General features: G+C 62.5%; 15 protein-coding genes. 2 read left to right on the forward strand and 13 right to left on the reverse strand.

The genetic code is table 11. From position 1 onward, the window contains the following. Window positions 1-517: 517 nt before the first annotated feature. The 11 genes from FB598_RS00005 to araD1 form a co-directional block, all read right to left on the reverse strand. Window positions 518-1,072, reverse strand: a complete 555-nt coding sequence (locus FB598_RS00005) for an acyloxyacyl hydrolase (RefSeq protein WP_141911313.1) — start codon at window positions 1,070-1,072, stop codon at window positions 518-520. A gap of 203 nt (window positions 1,073-1,275) precedes the next feature. Further along, window positions 1,276-2,781, reverse strand: a complete 1,506-nt coding sequence (gene glpK / locus FB598_RS00010; protein ID WP_141911315.1) for a glycerol kinase GlpK — start codon at window positions 2,779-2,781, stop codon at window positions 1,276-1,278. Between the two features lie 67 nt (window positions 2,782-2,848). Further along, on the reverse strand, window positions 2,849-3,757 hold the full coding sequence (locus FB598_RS00015; RefSeq protein ID WP_141911317.1) for an SMP-30/gluconolactonase/LRE family protein: 909 nt from the start codon (window positions 3,755-3,757) through the stop codon (window positions 2,849-2,851). A 185-nt stretch (window positions 3,758-3,942) separates the two neighbouring features. Continuing rightward, a complete protein-coding gene (locus tag FB598_RS00020) occupies window positions 3,943-4,707 on the reverse strand; it encodes an SDR family oxidoreductase (RefSeq protein WP_141911320.1) in 765 nt (254 codons plus the stop codon). A gap of 10 nt (window positions 4,708-4,717) precedes the next feature. Beyond that, window positions 4,718-5,893 (reverse strand): fumarylacetoacetate hydrolase family protein, encoded by a 1,176-nt coding sequence (locus tag FB598_RS00025; RefSeq protein WP_141911323.1) that lies wholly within the window; start codon window positions 5,891-5,893, stop codon window positions 4,718-4,720. A 196-nt stretch (window positions 5,894-6,089) separates the two neighbouring features. Beyond that, the gene (locus FB598_RS00030; RefSeq protein WP_141911325.1) at window positions 6,090-7,625 is read right to left on the reverse strand and encodes a UxaA family hydrolase; all 1,536 of its coding nucleotides are present in this window, start codon (window positions 7,623-7,625) and stop codon (window positions 6,090-6,092) included. A gap of 66 nt (window positions 7,626-7,691) precedes the next feature. Continuing rightward, entirely contained in the window at window positions 7,692-8,498 is an 807-nt protein-coding gene (locus tag FB598_RS00035; RefSeq protein ID WP_050469340.1) for a transporter substrate-binding domain-containing protein, read from the reverse strand. Between the two features lie 88 nt (window positions 8,499-8,586). Further along, the gene (locus FB598_RS00040) at window positions 8,587-9,321 is read right to left on the reverse strand and encodes an amino acid ABC transporter ATP-binding protein (RefSeq protein WP_141911328.1); all 735 of its coding nucleotides are present in this window, start codon (window positions 9,319-9,321) and stop codon (window positions 8,587-8,589) included. Further along, complete coding sequence (locus tag FB598_RS00045; protein ID WP_141911330.1) at window positions 9,305-9,955, reverse strand: amino acid ABC transporter permease; 651 nt, start codon at window positions 9,953-9,955, stop codon at window positions 9,305-9,307. Before FB598_RS00045 ends, FB598_RS00040 begins: the two co-directional genes overlap by 17 nt. 276 nt (window positions 9,956-10,231) lie before the next feature. Next, window positions 10,232-10,915 (reverse strand): amino acid ABC transporter permease, encoded by a 684-nt coding sequence (locus tag FB598_RS00055; protein ID WP_141911333.1) that lies wholly within the window; start codon window positions 10,913-10,915, stop codon window positions 10,232-10,234. Window positions 10,916-11,184: 269 nt separating this feature from the next. Further along, entirely contained in the window at window positions 11,185-12,180 is a 996-nt protein-coding gene (gene araD1 / locus FB598_RS00060) for an AraD1 family protein (RefSeq protein ID WP_141911335.1), read from the reverse strand. A gap of 283 nt (window positions 12,181-12,463) precedes the next feature. Between araD1 and FB598_RS00065 the strand changes: the two genes are divergently transcribed. Both FB598_RS00065 and FB598_RS00070 read left to right on the forward strand, forming a co-directional pair. After that, window positions 12,464-13,438: a LysR family transcriptional regulator gene (locus tag FB598_RS00065; protein WP_141911338.1), complete on the forward strand. Its 975-nt coding sequence runs from the start codon at window positions 12,464-12,466 to the stop codon at window positions 13,436-13,438. Between the two features lie 204 nt (window positions 13,439-13,642). Beyond that, window positions 13,643-14,449 (forward strand): DUF3047 domain-containing protein, encoded by an 807-nt coding sequence (locus FB598_RS00070; RefSeq protein ID WP_255463941.1) that lies wholly within the window; start codon window positions 13,643-13,645, stop codon window positions 14,447-14,449. A 72-nt stretch (window positions 14,450-14,521) separates the two neighbouring features. On the opposite strand, the gene FB598_RS00075 is transcribed toward FB598_RS00070, so the two are convergent. Both FB598_RS00075 and FB598_RS00080 read right to left on the reverse strand, forming a co-directional pair. Beyond that, the gene (locus FB598_RS00075; RefSeq protein WP_141911343.1) at window positions 14,522-15,241 is read right to left on the reverse strand and encodes a DUF4088 family protein; all 720 of its coding nucleotides are present in this window, start codon (window positions 15,239-15,241) and stop codon (window positions 14,522-14,524) included. 173 nt (window positions 15,242-15,414) lie between these two features. Next, on the reverse strand, window positions 15,415-15,768 hold the full coding sequence (locus tag FB598_RS00080; protein ID WP_141911346.1) for a DUF1304 domain-containing protein: 354 nt from the start codon (window positions 15,766-15,768) through the stop codon (window positions 15,415-15,417). Between the last annotated feature and the right edge of the window lie 141 nt (window positions 15,769-15,909).

Raw genomic sequence — 15,909 nt, forward strand, 5'->3', positions numbered from 1 at the left:
GCCGCGTTGGGGGAGCGTTTTAGCGTTTAGCCCTTCTGGCTCTGGGCTTCGCTTCGGCTTGGAAGCTTGGGCTGCCTCTGCGAGCGTACCTCCATCACCCGCTTCACCCTTCCGGTTCAGTCTCTCTTCATCTTTCAGCTGGCACCCAGACTCTGCCAGCTCCTGAACCACATCCCTGACAGATCCATTCGTATTCCGCATACGTCGCATGCCGTGCGATAAACCCTTTTAAATTACCTTGTAAGCATTCACTCGAAATTATCTTGATGCCTCCTCCAATAGGGCGCATCAGTTCTTCAGTTTGCGGAGACGGGCATTTGAAGAATAAGGGCCCTATCCCGGGATGGAGGCGTCTTCTGTCTTTGCTCACACACAATCAGGTGCCGTCAATTGCCGCCGAAATCGTTCATAGATGAACTCGCGCACTTGCCTTGCCAGAGTCGGTTGAATGGATTAAGGCGCACAAAAAAAGCCGGCAAAGCCGGCTTTTTAGCACTGCGAATTTTCGCTGTGGATCTTAGAACTTGTACGCCACACGCGCCACGGCGAAGTTCACGCCGCCGTTCGGCTGCTTGATGCCGCCGTTCGAGAAATGCTGCAAGCGGATGCCAAGATCCAGGCCATTGCTGAACACATAGCCGGCGCCGATATGGTCGCCGAACTGGAATGCAGTCGACAGGACCTTGTCGTTGTTGCGATACAGCTTGGAGAACAGGTGGACGCCGATGCCGGCTTCGCCATAGAAGCCCTTGCCGTCGTCACGCTGGAAGCGCAGCACCGGAGTCAGGCCGAGGTCGACCAGGTTGCCGCTGTCATTCGTGTTGTTATAGTGGTTCATGCGCCAGTTGGCCAGCGACAGATCCCAGTAGCCGCCGATATGCGTGCCGTTCGACTGCCAGAAATTCCAGTTCGGGCCCCAGTTCCATTGGGCGCCGAGGCGAACCAGCTGGGTGTTGTTGCCGGTGCCGTATTCCAGCGACATGCCGTCGATGGCGTAGCTCGGTGCTTGGACAGCGATGGAAGCGATGCCGACGAATGCAAGTTTGGCGACCAGGCTCTTCAATTTAGTCATAAATATTCTTTCGACGCGTAAATAGTATTGATGGATGTCGGTGTCAGACGAAATCTGGTGCGGATACTGTACCCGCGATAATGCAGTATTTTCTCACAATCATCGAAAATGCATACTCGCGTGTCTGATTTTGGCCTCGTGCGCATGCGAATACCTCATCGGGCAAAGGCAAAAGAGCGTTGCCATCGGGCGCGCGACGCATTTCAGTCCTGCATCCATCCTTGCGAGCATCCCACCGCCTTATGCCAACGCATCAGGAGTTCATCGCGCAATCCGGCCGCCATTGCCGGTTCAAACAGGCGGTCGACCTGCCACATGGCGGAAATTTCTTCCTGGGAATGCCAGAACCCGGTGGCCAGACCGGCCAAGTAAGCGGCGCCCAGCGCAGTCGTTTCCGTGACCTGCGGTCGCACCACCGGCACCCCCAGCATGTCCGCCTGGAACTGCATCAGCAGGTCATTGCGCGCGGCTCCGCCGTCCACTCGCAGTTCCGTGAGCGGGATGGCGGCATCCTTCTGCATCGCCTCCAATACATCGGCGGTCTGGTAAGCGATGCTTTCCAGCGCGGCGCGGGCCAGATGGGCCTTGGTGGAGCCGCGCGTGAGGCCGCTGATGCTGCCGCGCGCGTAAGGATCCCAATACGGCGTGCCGAGTCCGGTAAAGGCCGGTACGAAATACACGCCGCCGTTGTCCGGCGCCTGCGCCGCCAGCGCCTCGATATCGGATGATTTTTCGATCACGCCCAGGCCATCGCGCAGCCACTGCACTACCGCACCGGCGACAAAGATGCTGCCCTCAAGCATGTACGAGGTCCGGGGCGGGGCGCCATCTTTTGCAGCCAGGGTCCAGCCGATGGTCGTGAGCAGCTTGTTTTTCGACACGGCGGCTTGCGCGCCGGTCTGCATCAGCATGAAACAGCCGGTGCCGTAGGTATTCTTGACCATGCCTTCACGCAGGCAGGCCTGCCCGAACGTGGCGGCCTGTTGGTCGCCGGCGATGCCGGCAATCGGCAGGGCGCTCCCGAACCATTCGGCGTTGGCCTGCGCGGCCACGCCGCTGCTGGCCACCACGCGCGGCAACATGGCGCGCGGCACTTGCAGCACCGCCATGAGTTCATCGTCCCACTCGCAGCGATGGATGTCGAACAGCAGGCTGCGCGAGGCATTGCTGCTGTCGGTGACATGTTCCCCGCTGAGCTTGTAGACCAGCCAGGAATCGACGGTGCCGAACGCCAGCTCGCCGCGCTCGGCGCGCGCGCGGGCACCGGGCACGTTCTCCAGGATCCAGTTCAGCTTGGTGCCGGCGAAATACGCGTCCAGCACCAGGCCGGTCTTGCGGGCGAACAGTTCTTCCTTGCCTTCGCTGCGTAACCGGTCGCACAGGCCGGCGGTGCGACGATCCTGCCACACGATGGCAGGGCAGACCGGTTCGCCGCTCTTGCGGTCCCACACCACGGTGGTCTCGCGCTGGTTGGTGATGCCGATGGCGTCAATCTCGCCGGCTGTCACGTGGTTGTTCTTCAGCACTGCCTGGGCGACGTCGAGCTGGGAGCGCCAGATGTCGTTGGCGTCATGCTCTACCCAGCCGGATTGCGGGTAATGCTGTGCAAATTCTTTCTGCTCGATGGCGGCGATGCGGCCCTGGCGGTCAAACAGAATGGCGCGCGAACTGGTGGTGCCCTGGTCGAGGGCGAGCAGATAACGGCTCATGGGGCTCCTGGGGCTCATGGCATAGTCTTCCGATGCTGGTCTTCTTGTCATCCGGCGTGCCGGAAAATCAGGGCCGGTAGCTGTATTCCAGGCGCCCCGGCACATCCACGCGCACCGACAGCACGCATCCCGACAGCGGATATTGCTGCAATTCGCTATCGCTGCGGCCATTGCGCCCGGTCGTGATGTACAGCGTGCGCAGGTCGGCGCCGCCGAAAGCCACCATGGTCGGGCAGCGTGCCGGCAAGCGGATCTCCCGCAGGATCTCGCCCTGCGGCGACAGCCGCAGCACGCGTCCGCCTTCGAACATGGCGCACCAGTAAGCGCCTTCGCTGTCCACCGCGGCGCCGTCGGGGCGGCCGCCATAATCGGGCGAGCTCTTGTCGGCATCGAACTGGCGCAGCAGGCGGCAGTTGCCGGCCGTGCCCGTGGCCAGGTCATAGTCGTAGACATTGATGCGATGCGCCGGCGTGTTCGAGTGGTACAGCAGGCGCTGGTCGGGGCTGAACGCCACGCCGTTGGAGGTGGTCACCGGATGGTGGGCATCGCGCAGGCTGTTGCGTTCGAAACAGTACAACGTGCCGGCTTCGCGATCGCGCGGTTCGTAGATGGTGCCGCACCAGAAACGGCCCGCGGCATCGCAGCGGCCATCGTTGAAGCGGATGCGGGCGGTATCGTAAGGCGCCGCCAGCAGCGGCGACAACGCGCCGGTCTGCGTATTGAGGTGCGCCATGCCGGAACGCAGCGCCACCACCAGGCCTTCCCGGGCATGCTTGGCGATGGCGCCGGGTTCTTGCGGCATCGGCCAGGATTTGTGCTGCCGGCTTTCGATATGCAGGCGATGCACCGCCTTGCCGGGAATGTCGATCCAGTACAGCGCCGCCTCTTCGGCATGCCACAACGGCGATTCGCCCAGCAGCATCGGTTGGTCAAAGGCCGCCGTGATCTGTTCGGATGGCGGGGATGTGTCGGTCATGGAAAGGCAAAGGATGACGGAAAAACACATTATGCGCCGCAGCCGCCGATTCACAAACCTGTACAGCAAGGCGCGGCGGCAATGAAAAACGGCATGTGTCGAAACACATGCCGTTTTCTTTTTGGGCGGACATTCAGGCGGTCAGGCCCGGTCCTGCGATGCCGATGCCCAGATCGATGCTCAGGTCAGTTCGACCAGCCGCCGTCGATCATGTGGATCGAGCCGGTGGTGAAGTTCGACTCGTCCGAGGCCAGGTACAGCGCCAGCGCGGCGACTTCTTCAGCCTTGCCGATGCGGCCCATCGGCTGGCGGCCGACGAAGGCGGCGCGCACCTCGGCTTCGCTCTTGCCGGTTTCCTTGGCCTGGGTGGCGATGCGTTGTTCCAGCGACGGCGACTCGATGGTGCCGGGGCAGATCGCGTTGCAGCGTACGCCCTGCGCCACGAAGTCGGCTGCGACCGACTTGGTCAGGCCGACCACCGCCGCCTTGGAGGCGCCGTAGGCGAAGCGGTTGGCCACGCCCTTGACGCTGGAAGCGGCCGAGGCGATGTTGACGATCGAGCCGGCCTTCTTGGCCAGCATGCCCGGCAGCACCGCACGGATGGTGTGGAACATCGCCTTGGCGTTCAGGTTGAAGGAAAAGTCCCAGGCCTTGTCGTCGCATTCCAGGATGTTGCCGGCGGCGACGTAGCCCGCGCAGTTGAACAGCACGTCGATGGTGCCGATGTCGGCCACCAGCTGCTTGATGGCGGCATCGTCGGTCACGTCCAGCAGGCGGGTTTCGACGCCGGCGATTCCGGCCAGCGCGTCGAGGTGGGGCTTGCTGATGTCGGTGGCGATCACGCGCGCGCCTTCCTTGGCGAACAGTTCGGTCGAGGCGCGGCCGATGCCTTGGGCGGCGGCAGTGATCAGAACGGTCTTGCCGGCGAGGCGTCCAGTGGATGAGGCCATGTTGATTCCTTTAGATGAGTTGTCGTTTTGCCAGATTCTTGAGCAGCGCGGTCAGGCCGAAAGTCCAGGGCGCCGTCTTGTCGCTGAAGTTCACGGTGTTGACCAGCGCGCCCAGCCTGGGCGTGGCGATCGTCACGATGTCGGCGACCTGGTGCGTGAAGCCCTGGCCCGGACCGAAACGGTCCTGGGTCGGCGCGAACATGGTGCCCAGGAACAGTACCAAGCCATCCGGATATTGGTGGTTGGGGCCGATCGCGTGTTCCACCAGCTGCAGCGGATCGCGGCTGATCATCGACATCGAGCTGCTGCCCTTGAGCGTGAAGCCTTCCGTACCGTCGACCCGCATTGTAAGTTCGGCGCGACGCACGTCGTCAATTGAAAAGTTTGCGTCGAACAGACGAATAAAAGGCCCGACCGAGCAAGAGGCGTTGTTGTCCTTGGCCTTGCCCAGCAGCAGTGCGCTGCGGCCCTCGAAGTCGCGCAGGTTGACGTCGTTGCCCAGCGTGGCGCCGACCACACGGCCAGCGCTGTTGATGGCCAGCACGATCTCAGGTTCCGGATTGTTCCAGGCCGATTTCGGGTGGATGCCGACTTCGTCGCCCAGGCCGACCGACGACAGCGGCTGGGCCTTGGTGAAGATCTCGGCGTCGGGGCCGATGCCCACCTCCAGGTATTGCGACCACACGCCCTGTTCCAGCAGCACTTCTTTCAGCTTGGCCGCTTCCGGCGAACCGGGCACCACGCTGGAGAGGTTGTCGCCGATCACGGCGGTGATCGCCTTGCGTACCGACTCCGCACGGCCGGCATCGCCGCGCGCCTGTTCCTCGATCACGCGTTCCAGCATGCTGGCCACGAAGGTCACGCCGCTGGCTTTGACCGCTTGCAGGTCGATCGGCGCCAGCAGCCAGGGCTTGGCCGTGTCGCGCTTGGCAATGTCGGCGTTATCCAGCAGTTCCTGCAGCGAAGCCAGGCGCGGCAGGCCGGTCGCGGCCTTCACCGCTGCGGCCGGATCGTCCAGTTCCAGCAACTGGCTGGAGGTGGCGGCAAGCTTGCTCAGGTCGTACACGCCATCGGCGTCGACCTTGACCAGCACCGGGCCGACGTCCGGCTGCCAGACGCGCCCGATCAGCGTCGCTTGCGCGTGGTCTTCAGGCAGGTGTGCCTGGATAGTGAATGCATGTGCCATATTCTTGACTCCTAGGTTGTTGAGGCCGCATGAAGCTGGCCAGACTTGGCTTGTTGGCGTCACCGCTGGCAAAACACCCTGATGCATGAAAGCCAGGGGGATGCTTTGCCGGCGGCGCCGCATCTGACGAAGAACGCTGGAGGGCGCAAACAACACTGCCGTTGGCGGCGACGCCAACGGCAGCAGGGGATGCAGCTCAGGTGTACACGCCGATATGCCAGGGGACGAACTCATCCTGTCCGTATCCGTGCAATTCGCTCTTGGTCTTCTTGCCGGATGCGGTATCGAGGATCATCTGGAAGAAGCGCGCGCCGATCTCCTGCGGCGTCGCGGTACCGTCCGCGATCTCGCCGCAGTTGATGTCCATGTCTTCTTCCTGGCGTTGCCACAGCGCCGTGTTGGTCGCCAGTTTCAGCGACGGCGAAGGTGCGCAGCCATAGGCCGAACCGCGGCCGGTGGTGAAGCAGATCATGTTGGCGCCGCCGGCGACCTGGCCGGTGGCCGAGATCGGGTCGTAACCCGGCGTGTCCATGAACACGAAGCCCTTGGCAGTGACGGTCTCGGCGTACTTGTAGACATCCACCAGGTTGGTGGTGCCGCCCTTGGCCACCGCGCCCAGCGACTTTTCCAGGATGGTGGTCAGCCCGCCCGCCTTGTTCCCGGCCGAAGGGTTGTTGTTCATCTCGGCATCGTTCTTGCGGCAGTATTCTTCCCACCAGTCGATGCGCGCCAGCAGCTTCTGGCCCACTTCCGGCGACACCGCGCGGCGCGTCAGCAAGTGTTCGGCGCCATAGATTTCAGGCGTTTCCGACAGGATCGCGGTACCGCCGTTTTGCACCAGCAGGTCGACCGCCACGCCCAGCGCCGGGTTGGCGGTGATGCCCGAGTAGCCGTCCGAGCCGCCGCATTGCAGGCCCAGCGTCAGGTGCTTGGCCGGCACCGGTTCGCGCTTGATGTCGTTGGCCTTGGGCAGCATCTTCTTGATCTTCTCGATGCCCAGCGCCACCGTCTTGGCGGTGCCGCCGGTGCTCTGGATCGTGAAGGTATGGAAGTATTCGCCTTCCTTCAGGTCATGGCTTTCCATCAGGCCCGAGATCTGGTTGGTCTCGCAGCCCAGGCCCACCACCAGCACGGCAGCGAAGTTGGGATGCTTGGCGTAGCCGGCCAGGGTGCGGCGCAGGATCTGCAGCGGTTCGCCCAGCGAATCCACCGCGCAGCCCAGGCCGTGGGTCAGCGCCACCACGCCGTCGACATTGGGGAAATCGGCCAGCGCTTCCGGATGGATGTCGCGGCGGAAATGGTCGGCGATGGCGCGCGCGGCCGTGGCCGAGCAGTTCACCGAAGTCAGCACGCCGATGTAGTTGCGCGTGGCCACGCGGCCGTCCGGGCGCACGATGCCCATGAAGGTCGCCGGCTGCGCGGCGAAGTCGACCGGCTTGACGTCGGCGCCGAAGTGGTGCTCGCGGGAGAATTCCGCCATCGCCAGATTGTGCGTGTGCACGTGCTGGCCTGGCTCGATGGCTTGGCTGGCGGTGCCGATGATCTGGCCGTAGCGCTTGACCGGCTCGCCGGCCGCGATGGCGCGGGTCGCCATCTTGTGGCCGGCGGGGATCAGGCCGACGACCTTGAGGCCGCCTTCCTCTTCCAGCACGGTGCCGGAAATGAGCTGGCGGCGCGCAATGACGACATCATCGACCGGATTCAATCGAATGATGGGAGAAATAGGTTTCATGGTGATCTCGGTGAGAGCGTTTCAAACAATCCGCGTCCGGCAGAATCGCCGGCGCGGATTTCAGGATTACTTCGCGGCGAACTGCGACAGGTCAGGCATCGGGCTGCCCACCCATTGCTGGTAGATGCCGGCCAGCTTGCCGTTCTTCAGGTTCGCGCCGATCCAGTCGTTGAGCCACTTTTCCAGCGCCGGCTCGTTCTTGCGGATGCCGATGGCGTAAGGGATGTCCTTGATCACGAACTTGGTTTCGATGTTCTTCGAAGGGTTCTGCTTGGACACGGCCGAGGCCAGCGAGTTGGGCGTGCAGAAAGCATCCACCTGGCCCGAGACGATGGCGGCGGTCACCGTGGCGTCGTCATCGAAGCGCACGATGGTCGCGCCCTTGGGAGCGATCGGGGTCAGCAGCGAATCCTGCATATTGCCGCGCACCACGGCCACGCGCTTGCCGACCAGGTCATTCAGGCCCTTGATGTTTTCGCCCTTGGGCGCGGCCACCACGAATTGCGAGGCGCCGTACGGTTGCGAGAACGACACCACCTTCTGGCGTTCCGGCGTGATCGAGAACGAGGCGATCACCATGTCGGCCTTGCCGGTCATCAGGAAGGGGATGCGGTTGGGGCCGGTGACCTGCACGATTTCCAGTTCCACGCCCAGGTCCTTGGCCAGGGCGCGCGCGGTTTCCACGTCCGAACCCTGCGGCTCCAGCTTGGCGCTGGTCATGCCGAACGGCGGCGCGCCCAGGTCGATGGCGACCAGCACTTTCTTGCGGGCCTTGATATCGGCCAGCGCATCGGCGTGCGCGACCTGTGCGAAGCAGGCGATGCCCAGCACCACGGCGGCGGCTTTTTTGGTGAAGTTCAAAAGGTTTTTCATTGATGTCTCCTGAGATGAAAGGTACTGCTTGGGTACGTCGTCTTGATGATGCGGCTGATACGGCTAATGCGATCGGGATGCTGCGCGATTACAGGTCGCTGGCTACGAACTTCTGCAGCTCGGCGGTCTTGGGATTGGAAAACAGCTCATCCGGCGGACCCACTTCCCATACCTTGCCCTGGTGCATGAACACCAGCACATCGGCCAGCTTGCGGGCGAAGGCCATTTCGTGCGTGACCAGCACCATGGTCATGCCCTGCTTGGCCAGGTCTTCCATGACCTTGAGCACTTCCGAGGTCAGCTCCGGGTCCAGCGCCGAGGTCACTTCATCGAACAGCATCAGTTCCGGCGCCATCGCCAGCGAACGGGCGATCGCCACGCGCTGCTGCTGGCCGCCCGAGAGCTGCTCGGGATAGGCTTCCTTCTTGTTTTCCAGGCCGACCAGTTGCAATACGTTCTGCGCGATCTTCCTGGCTTCGTCGGAAGACATCTTCTTGATGGTGGTGAGCGCCAGCGTGATGTTGCGCTCCACCGTCAGGTGCGGGAACAGGTTGTAGCTCTGGAACACGATGCCGACCTGCTTGCGCAGTTCGCGCAGGTTGAGCTTGTCCGGATGGTGGATGTCGTGGCCGCAGACGTTGATGTCGCCGGCATCGACCTTCTCCAGGCCGTTGAGGCAGCGCAGCAGGGTGCTCTTGCCCGAGCCGCTGCGGCCGATGATGGCCACCATCTGGCCCTTCTGCACATCCAGCGAGACGCCGTTCAACACCTTGTTGGTGCCGAAGCTCTTGTGCAGGTCCTTGATCTTAACGATTGCTGACATTCAATTTCCTTTCAAAATGCTTGGACAACGCCGATAGCGGGTAGCACAGGCAAAAATAGATCAGCGCCACACAACCGAACACGGTGAAGGGCTGGAAGGTCGAGTTGTTGATGATCTGGCCGGCGCGCGCGAGGTCGACGAAACCGATCACCGAGGCCAGCGAGGTGTTCTTCACGATCTGCACCATGAAGCCCACCGTCGGCGGGGTGGCGATCTTCATCGCCTGCGGCAGGATCACCTTGGTCAACTGCTCGAAGCGGTTGAAGCCCAGGCATTCCGACGCTTCCCACTGGGTCTTGGGCACCGCCTGGATGCAGCCGCGCCAGATCTCGCCGAGGAAGGCCGCGCAGTAGATCGCAAACGAAATGCCGGCCGCCACCAGCGGCGTGAGCTTGAAGCCGGCGATGGCCAGGCCGAAGTAGGCCACGAACAGGATCACCAGCAGCGGGATGCCCTGCACGATCTGGATGTACCAGCTGGCGATGGTGCGCAGCGCCTTGTTGGGCGAGACGCGCCACAGCGCGATCACGATGCCGGCAATGCCGCCGAACACGAAGGCCACCAGCGACAGCACCACGGTCCAGACGGCCGCCTGCAGCAGGTATTCAACGTGCAAAAAACTGAATGAGTTCACGTTGTCTCCTTGAGCGTGTTATGAATTATTTCAGCCCCCACGCAGCCCCGGCAATGGGCTGAATGCAAGGCACGACGACGCGCCGTGGTGGTGCCACGGCAAGGAGGAGTAACGCAGCAGGCGGCCCATTGCCGGGGCTGCCCGAAGGGTTCGGGTGAGAAGGGCGCATTGCGGCGTTGCGGCGCTTGCACAGGGGGCCACCCTGTGCCGCGCGCCGCGCCTTGCACTGCATCCCTTCTCATCCGAACGTGGGAGTTGAAATAGTTCATAACACGCTCACAGGTTGGTGCCGAGCTTGCGCTTGCGGACGAACGCGACCTGGCTGATCAGCCAGAATGCCGCACGGAACAGGAAGGACAGCGCCAGGTAAGCCACTGCGATCACCACATACACTTCGAAGCTGCGGAAGGTTTCCGACTGCACCAGGTTGGCGGTGGCGGTCAGTTCTTCGGCCGAGATCTGCGAGGTAATCGACGATGCCAGCATCAGCAGGATGAACTGGCTGGTCAGCGACGGGTAGACGCGCTCCACCGCCGGCAGCAGCACCACATGCCAGTAGACATGCAGCTTGGACATGCCCAGGCATTCGGCCGCCTCGATCTGGCCGGGATGGATGGAGTTGATGCCGGCGCGCATGATCTCGGTGGTGTAGGCGCCGACGTTGAGCGTGAGCGCGATCACGGCGGCGGTTTCGGCGGTCAGCTTCCAGCCGATGCTGGCCAGGCCGAAGAACACCAGGAACACCTGCACCAGCAGCGGCGTATTGCGGATGATCTCCACGTAGGCCTTCACCAGGCCATGCAGCAGCGGGTTCTTGCTCCGGTAGGCGATCGCGCACAATGTGCCGACCACGAAGCCGAGCACAATGGACAGGGCGGAGAGTTGGATCGTCAGCCAGGCGCCGTACAGCAGGCGGTCCCAGTTGGCGAACACACTCATGAAATCAAATGTGTAATTCATTGATACTCCGGTGGAACGGGGCGGGTGGCAGGATTACGTGTGGCGGCAGATATGCGCCGTTCCCGGCCGGGAGTGATGTGTTGTTGACATGAAGTGTTCTCCTTTCTGTTACCTGAGGTCTGACGCCTGGCGTGCAGCCGGTTGCACAGAAGGATCCGGCTACCGGTGGGCAGGCTCTTGTCGGCCTGTGCGCCAGGGGGGCTTGTTGCTGCTATTACTGCTTGCTGCTACGCCTTGCGGCGATCTTTCACTGGCGGTTTGCGCTGGGCTTACAAGGCCTTGGCGCCGCCGATGCCGAATTTCGTTTCGGCTTTTTCAATGCCATTGACCAGCGGCGCGCCGAAGTCGGGAATGCTGATCTCAAAGCTGTCGCCAGTCTGCGTGCGCACGCCGGAGGCGAATGAGAGGTTGGCCGCGCCCAGGTAATGCACATGGACGTCGCCGGGACGCAGGAACTGGTTGTACTTGAAGTGGTGGTACTCCAGGTTCTCGATGTCGTGGCACATGTTGTCCTGGCCGGCCAGGAATTCCTGTTCCCAGATCACGCGGCCATTGCGGCGGATGCGGGTCATCCCGACCAGGTGCGAAGGCGGCATGCCTACCAGCAGTTCCGGCCCGAAGGAGCAATGGCGCAGTTTCGAATGCGCCTGGTACAGGTAATTCCTGCGCTCCATCACGTGGTCTGAAAATTCATTGCCGATGGCAAATCCCAGGCGCCGCGGGCAGCCTTCGTCGTCGATCACGTACAGGCCGACCAGTTCCGGCTCTTCGCCGGCATCCAGCGCAAAGTCGGGACTGGGGAATGGCTGGCCAGGGGCGACCACGATGCCGCCGTCGCCCTTGTAAAACCACTCCGACTGCACGCCGACCTTGCCCTTGCCCGGGCGGCCGCCTTCCAGTCCCCATTCGAACATGCGCATGATGTCGGTCTTGGCCATGTCTTCGCCATCGATCGTGCGGTGCATCTTGTCGCGCGTGGAGGCGCTGCTCAAGTGGGTAACGCCGGCGCCGGAGACCAGGCAATGCGCCGGATCCTCATGGTCCAGCGGCGCCAGGATGCGTTGTTCCTTCAGGATGGCGGCGTAGTCTTCCTGCTGGTTGCCATTGAGCAGTTGGGCCTGGCGCTCCAGGCCATTGCCGCTGCGCACGGCCAGCAGCGCCAGCTCGCGCATGGTGGCGACCTGCGACAGCGCCTGGATATGCGTCCCGTTGACGATGCCGACGCGGCGCGCACCCTCACGATCCGAAAATTGAATCAGCCTCACCTTGTCTCCGATGGTCATTCTTGTTGCTTGAACGGCGCGATTCCCATGTCGTATCGGCTGTTGCGGGATCGGACTGGCGCGGCACCCGTTCCCGTTACGCTGCAGTGCACGATAGGCGCCAGGGCAAGCGGATGCCAGTGATTCGCAGTCGGCGGGAATGCGCACGCCGCCAGGTCGATTTCGCAAAAGTCTCCTGCTTTTTTCACGCATCGCTTTGGCTGGACGATAGATGCGCTAGCATTGTGGTTTTTCGCAGCACCGAATATAAGAGGCTTACAAAACGATGTCTAATGAGCTTAATTCATCGGGTGATAACCAACTCAGGATGGCCGGGGGGGAATTGCCCTCGGTCGGTTCCATTGTCAGCCGCCTGCGTTTCCGGCAAGTCGCCCTGCTGACGGCGCTCGATGAGCAGGGTTCGCTGCACAAGGCGGCCGAAGTGATGCACATGACGCAGCCGGCCGCCACCAAGGCCCTGCATGAAATGGAAGATGCCCTGGGCGTCACCCTGTTCGACCGCTCGCCGCGCGGCATCGAAGCTACCGAGCTGGGGCGTTGCGTGATCCGCTATGCGCGCCTGATCCAAAGCGACGTCGCCAACCTGCGCGACGAACTGCAGAACATGATCAGCGGCCGCGGCGGACGCCTGTCCATCGGCACCATCATGGGCGCGGCGCCCTTCGTCACGCGCGCGCTGTCGCGCCTGCGCGAGATCCAGCCGGACGTTTCCATCGAAATTACCGAAGACACCAGCGCGCGCCAGTTGCTGCTGCTCGACCAGGGACGCATCGACCTGATGATCGGGCGCTCCTCGGTCAGTTCCCAACCCAACCTGTACAACTATGAGATGCTGCGCGGCGAACCCATGTGCATCGTCAGCGGCATCGACCATCCGCTGGCCACCGCGCAGAAGGTGCGGCTGCAGGAGCTGTCGGACGCCTCCTGGATTTTGTATTCGAGCAATATGCCCATGCGCATCTGGATCGAACACGAGTTCAAGCTGGATGGCCTGAAAGTACCGGGCAATGTGATCGAGACGGCATCGCCTTTCGTCACGGTGACCTTGCTGGCGCAGTCCAACATGGTGGCCGTCATGCCGCTGGACATCGCCCATTTCTTCGCCGCCAAGCAGATGCTGTGCATCCTGCCGGTCGGGTTGAAAACCCGGATCGAACATTACGGCATCGTCACGCGTAAAAATACGACCTTGTCTTCGTTATCGAAGATGTTCATCCAGATCTTGCGCCAGCAGAATTGAGGATGCTGTCGGGCCGGCCACGGCTTGGCGTATGATGTGGGGCGATTTTCCCCTGCCTGTTCACCGCGCTCGTACGACGATGGCGGTGGTTTCACGCAGTTTCCGTTATTGCGGCCGACTAGGCCGGCTCCTCTGGTTGTTTCCATGACATTGCGTTGCTTGCGGTTCTGGCTTGTCCCTGCTGTTGGATTGCTCCTTCCGGGCTTGCGTCCTTTTCCCCGTTTTCGCCAGCCGTTGCGGGTGGCGGCATTGGCCATCGCCGCATTGGCGCTGGCAGGCTGCGCCGGGCAAAAGCAGGCGCCGTTGTCGCCTGAGGCGGCGGCCAGGCAGGCGCGGCTGGACCGGGCCCTGGCGTTGTTCTCCGCCAATGCGCCGGGAGGACTGCCGGCAGAATGGGAGCCGCTGGCGTTGGCGCGCAAGAAGAAGAGCACCGACTACCTGCTGGTCGAGAAGGCCGGCCGCACGGTGCTGCGCGCGTATGCGAACAAGGCATCGTCCGGCCTGCGCCACCAGGTCAATATCGACATCAACAAGAAACCCTGGCTGTCATGGAGCTGGAAGACCTCGGCCCTGATTCCCAGCGCCGACAATACCCAGCGCGAGACCGAGGATTCGCCGGTGCGCATCGTGCTGGCGTTCGACGGCGACCATGACAAGCTGTCGTTGATGGACACCATCCTGTTCGACACGGCCAAGCTGCTGACCGGCCACGAGCTGCCTTATGCCACGCTGATGTACATCTGGGAAAACAAGGCGCCGGCAGGCAGCGTGATCGCCAATTCCCGCACCGGGCGCATCCAGATGCTGGTGGCCGAAAGCGGCCCGGCCAATGTCGGGCAATGGGTGGAATACAGGCGCAATGTGGTGGAGGATTACGAAAAGGCGTTCGGCGAAAAGCCGGGACGGCTGATCGGCGTGGGCGTGCTCACCGATACCGATAACACCGGGCAAAAGGTGGAAGCCTGGTATGGCGACATCAGGCTGATGCGCGAGGTTGACGCCGGCGCGTGAACAGGCGCCAGACAAACAAGGCCTGCCGGACGTGCGCCGGCAGGCCTTGTTGGCGTTGATTGCATTAATCCATCACACGCCGCGCCACCATGCGGCGACATGGCCCCAGAATCCCTTCGGCCCTTCCGTGAATAGCCAGGGCTTCTGCGCCCTCAGGCGCTCGATCATCTCCTGCTCCGCCTTTTCCGACACATTGCCGTAGGCGCGTCCCAGCCGCAGCAGGCTGCGCAGCGCCCCCAGCTTTTCGCGGGCCACCGCGCCGGAGGCATGCTCGATGGCGATGTGCGTTTCGCGCAGTTCCTGCACCAATGCGTGCGCCAGTTGCGAAGCCGGGGTTTTCAGTTTTTCCTGCACCACGGTGATGTTGGTCACCGAATTCTTGATCTGCGCGGCCAGGATATCGATCTGCGACTCGTCGCCCTTGGCTTGCTTGACGATGGAGGCGGCCCAGGCCTTGGAAGCGGCCAGCAGGTCGTCCGTGCTCCAGTCATGGCGCACCGCGATGTAAAAGCCGTAGTTGGAGGCCTGCGAGATCAGGATCTCCACCACATCCGGAAAATCCTTGTCCAGCGCGCGCTTGGCCCAGGCGTACTGGCCCGAGAGCATCAGGTGCTGGACGCCGTCCTCGGTCAGGAAGTGAGGGTTTTCCGAGACCTTGGCCAGCAAGAAACCGTCGAATGTCGGGGAGACGAAGCCTGAATCGATTTTCGTCGACAGGCGAACAAAGTTCTTGTAATCGCGTTGCAGCGATTCGTATACCTCGTCCTTGAGGTTGAGTTTGATTTGTTTCATTGCCCTTCCCCGAGCGTGTTTGAGGTGGTCGCGCCGGCATCGCAGGCGCAGCCGGAGGTTGTCATTTCTTCACGTTTTTGTGAGAAAGCAAGCTTGAATAGTGATTATCGGCCAGATCGGCCGAAAACTTTATCCGGGGAAATTCCGGCCGCCGCTGCCGCAGGGCGCGCAGGTCATCGTGCGGCCAGCAAGGCGAGCAAGGCTAGCAGGGCCGGCAGGGCCTGGACATAAAGGATGGAGCGTTTCGCGGTGAGCCCGCCGTAGATGCCGGCGACCAGTACGCAGGCGACGAAGAACAACTGCACCGGACGTTCGCCCGCGGCGACTCCCCACAACAGTCCTGCGGCCAGGAAGCCGTTGTACAGGCCCTGGTTGGCGGCCAGCACCCGCGAAGCCTCGGCGGCTTGTTTCGACTGGCCGAACGTCTTCAGGCCGATGGGTTTGGTCCACAGGAACATCTCCAGCACCAGGATCCAGACATGTTCGATGGCGATCAGGATGAGCAGGGCAGTGGCGAGCGTTTGCAAGGGGTTCTCCTTTTTTCGTTATGGGGCGCGTCCCAGGCAGGGCTGGGCGCTTTTGCGATCATGCCCGAAAGCGCCAGCCCCGCCAATGTTGACGCTGTACCGGCACGGCTGTCGCATCGCCGCCACCGCCGGCTTGGCAGA

The sequence above is a fragment of the Herbaspirillum sp. SJZ106 genome (assembly GCF_006715495.1).
Taxonomy (GTDB): Bacteria; Pseudomonadota; Gammaproteobacteria; order Burkholderiales; family Burkholderiaceae_D; genus Herbaspirillum.

Coding starts and splice junctions, on each gene's coding strand:
- FB598_RS00030 (WP_141911325.1), bottom strand. CDS start 7,625: ATGAAACCTATTTCTCCCATCATTCGATTGAATCCGGTCGATGATGTC.
- FB598_RS00055 (WP_141911333.1), bottom strand. CDS start 10,915: ATGAATTACACATTTGATTTCATGAGTGTGTTCGCCAACTGGGACCGC.
- FB598_RS00020 (WP_141911320.1), bottom strand. CDS start 4,707: ATGGCCTCATCCACTGGACGCCTCGCCGGCAAGACCGTTCTGATCACT.
- FB598_RS00005 (WP_141911313.1), bottom strand. CDS start 1,072: ATGACTAAATTGAAGAGCCTGGTCGCCAAACTTGCATTCGTCGGCATC.
- FB598_RS00065 (WP_141911338.1), top strand. CDS start 12,464: ATGTCTAATGAGCTTAATTCATCGGGTGATAACCAACTCAGGATGGCC.
- FB598_RS00040 (WP_141911328.1), bottom strand. CDS start 9,321: ATGTCAGCAATCGTTAAGATCAAGGACCTGCACAAGAGCTTCGGCACC.
- FB598_RS00015 (WP_141911317.1), bottom strand. CDS start 3,757: ATGACCGACACATCCCCGCCATCCGAACAGATCACGGCGGCCTTTGAC.
- FB598_RS00075 (WP_141911343.1), bottom strand. CDS start 15,241: ATGAAACAAATCAAACTCAACCTCAAGGACGAGGTATACGAATCGCTG.
- FB598_RS00025 (WP_141911323.1), bottom strand. CDS start 5,893: ATGGCACATGCATTCACTATCCAGGCACACCTGCCTGAAGACCACGCG.
- FB598_RS00035 (WP_050469340.1), bottom strand. CDS start 8,498: ATGAAAAACCTTTTGAACTTCACCAAAAAAGCCGCCGCCGTGGTGCTG.
- glpK (WP_141911315.1), bottom strand. CDS start 2,781: ATGAGCCGTTATCTGCTCGCCCTCGACCAGGGCACCACCAGTTCGCGC.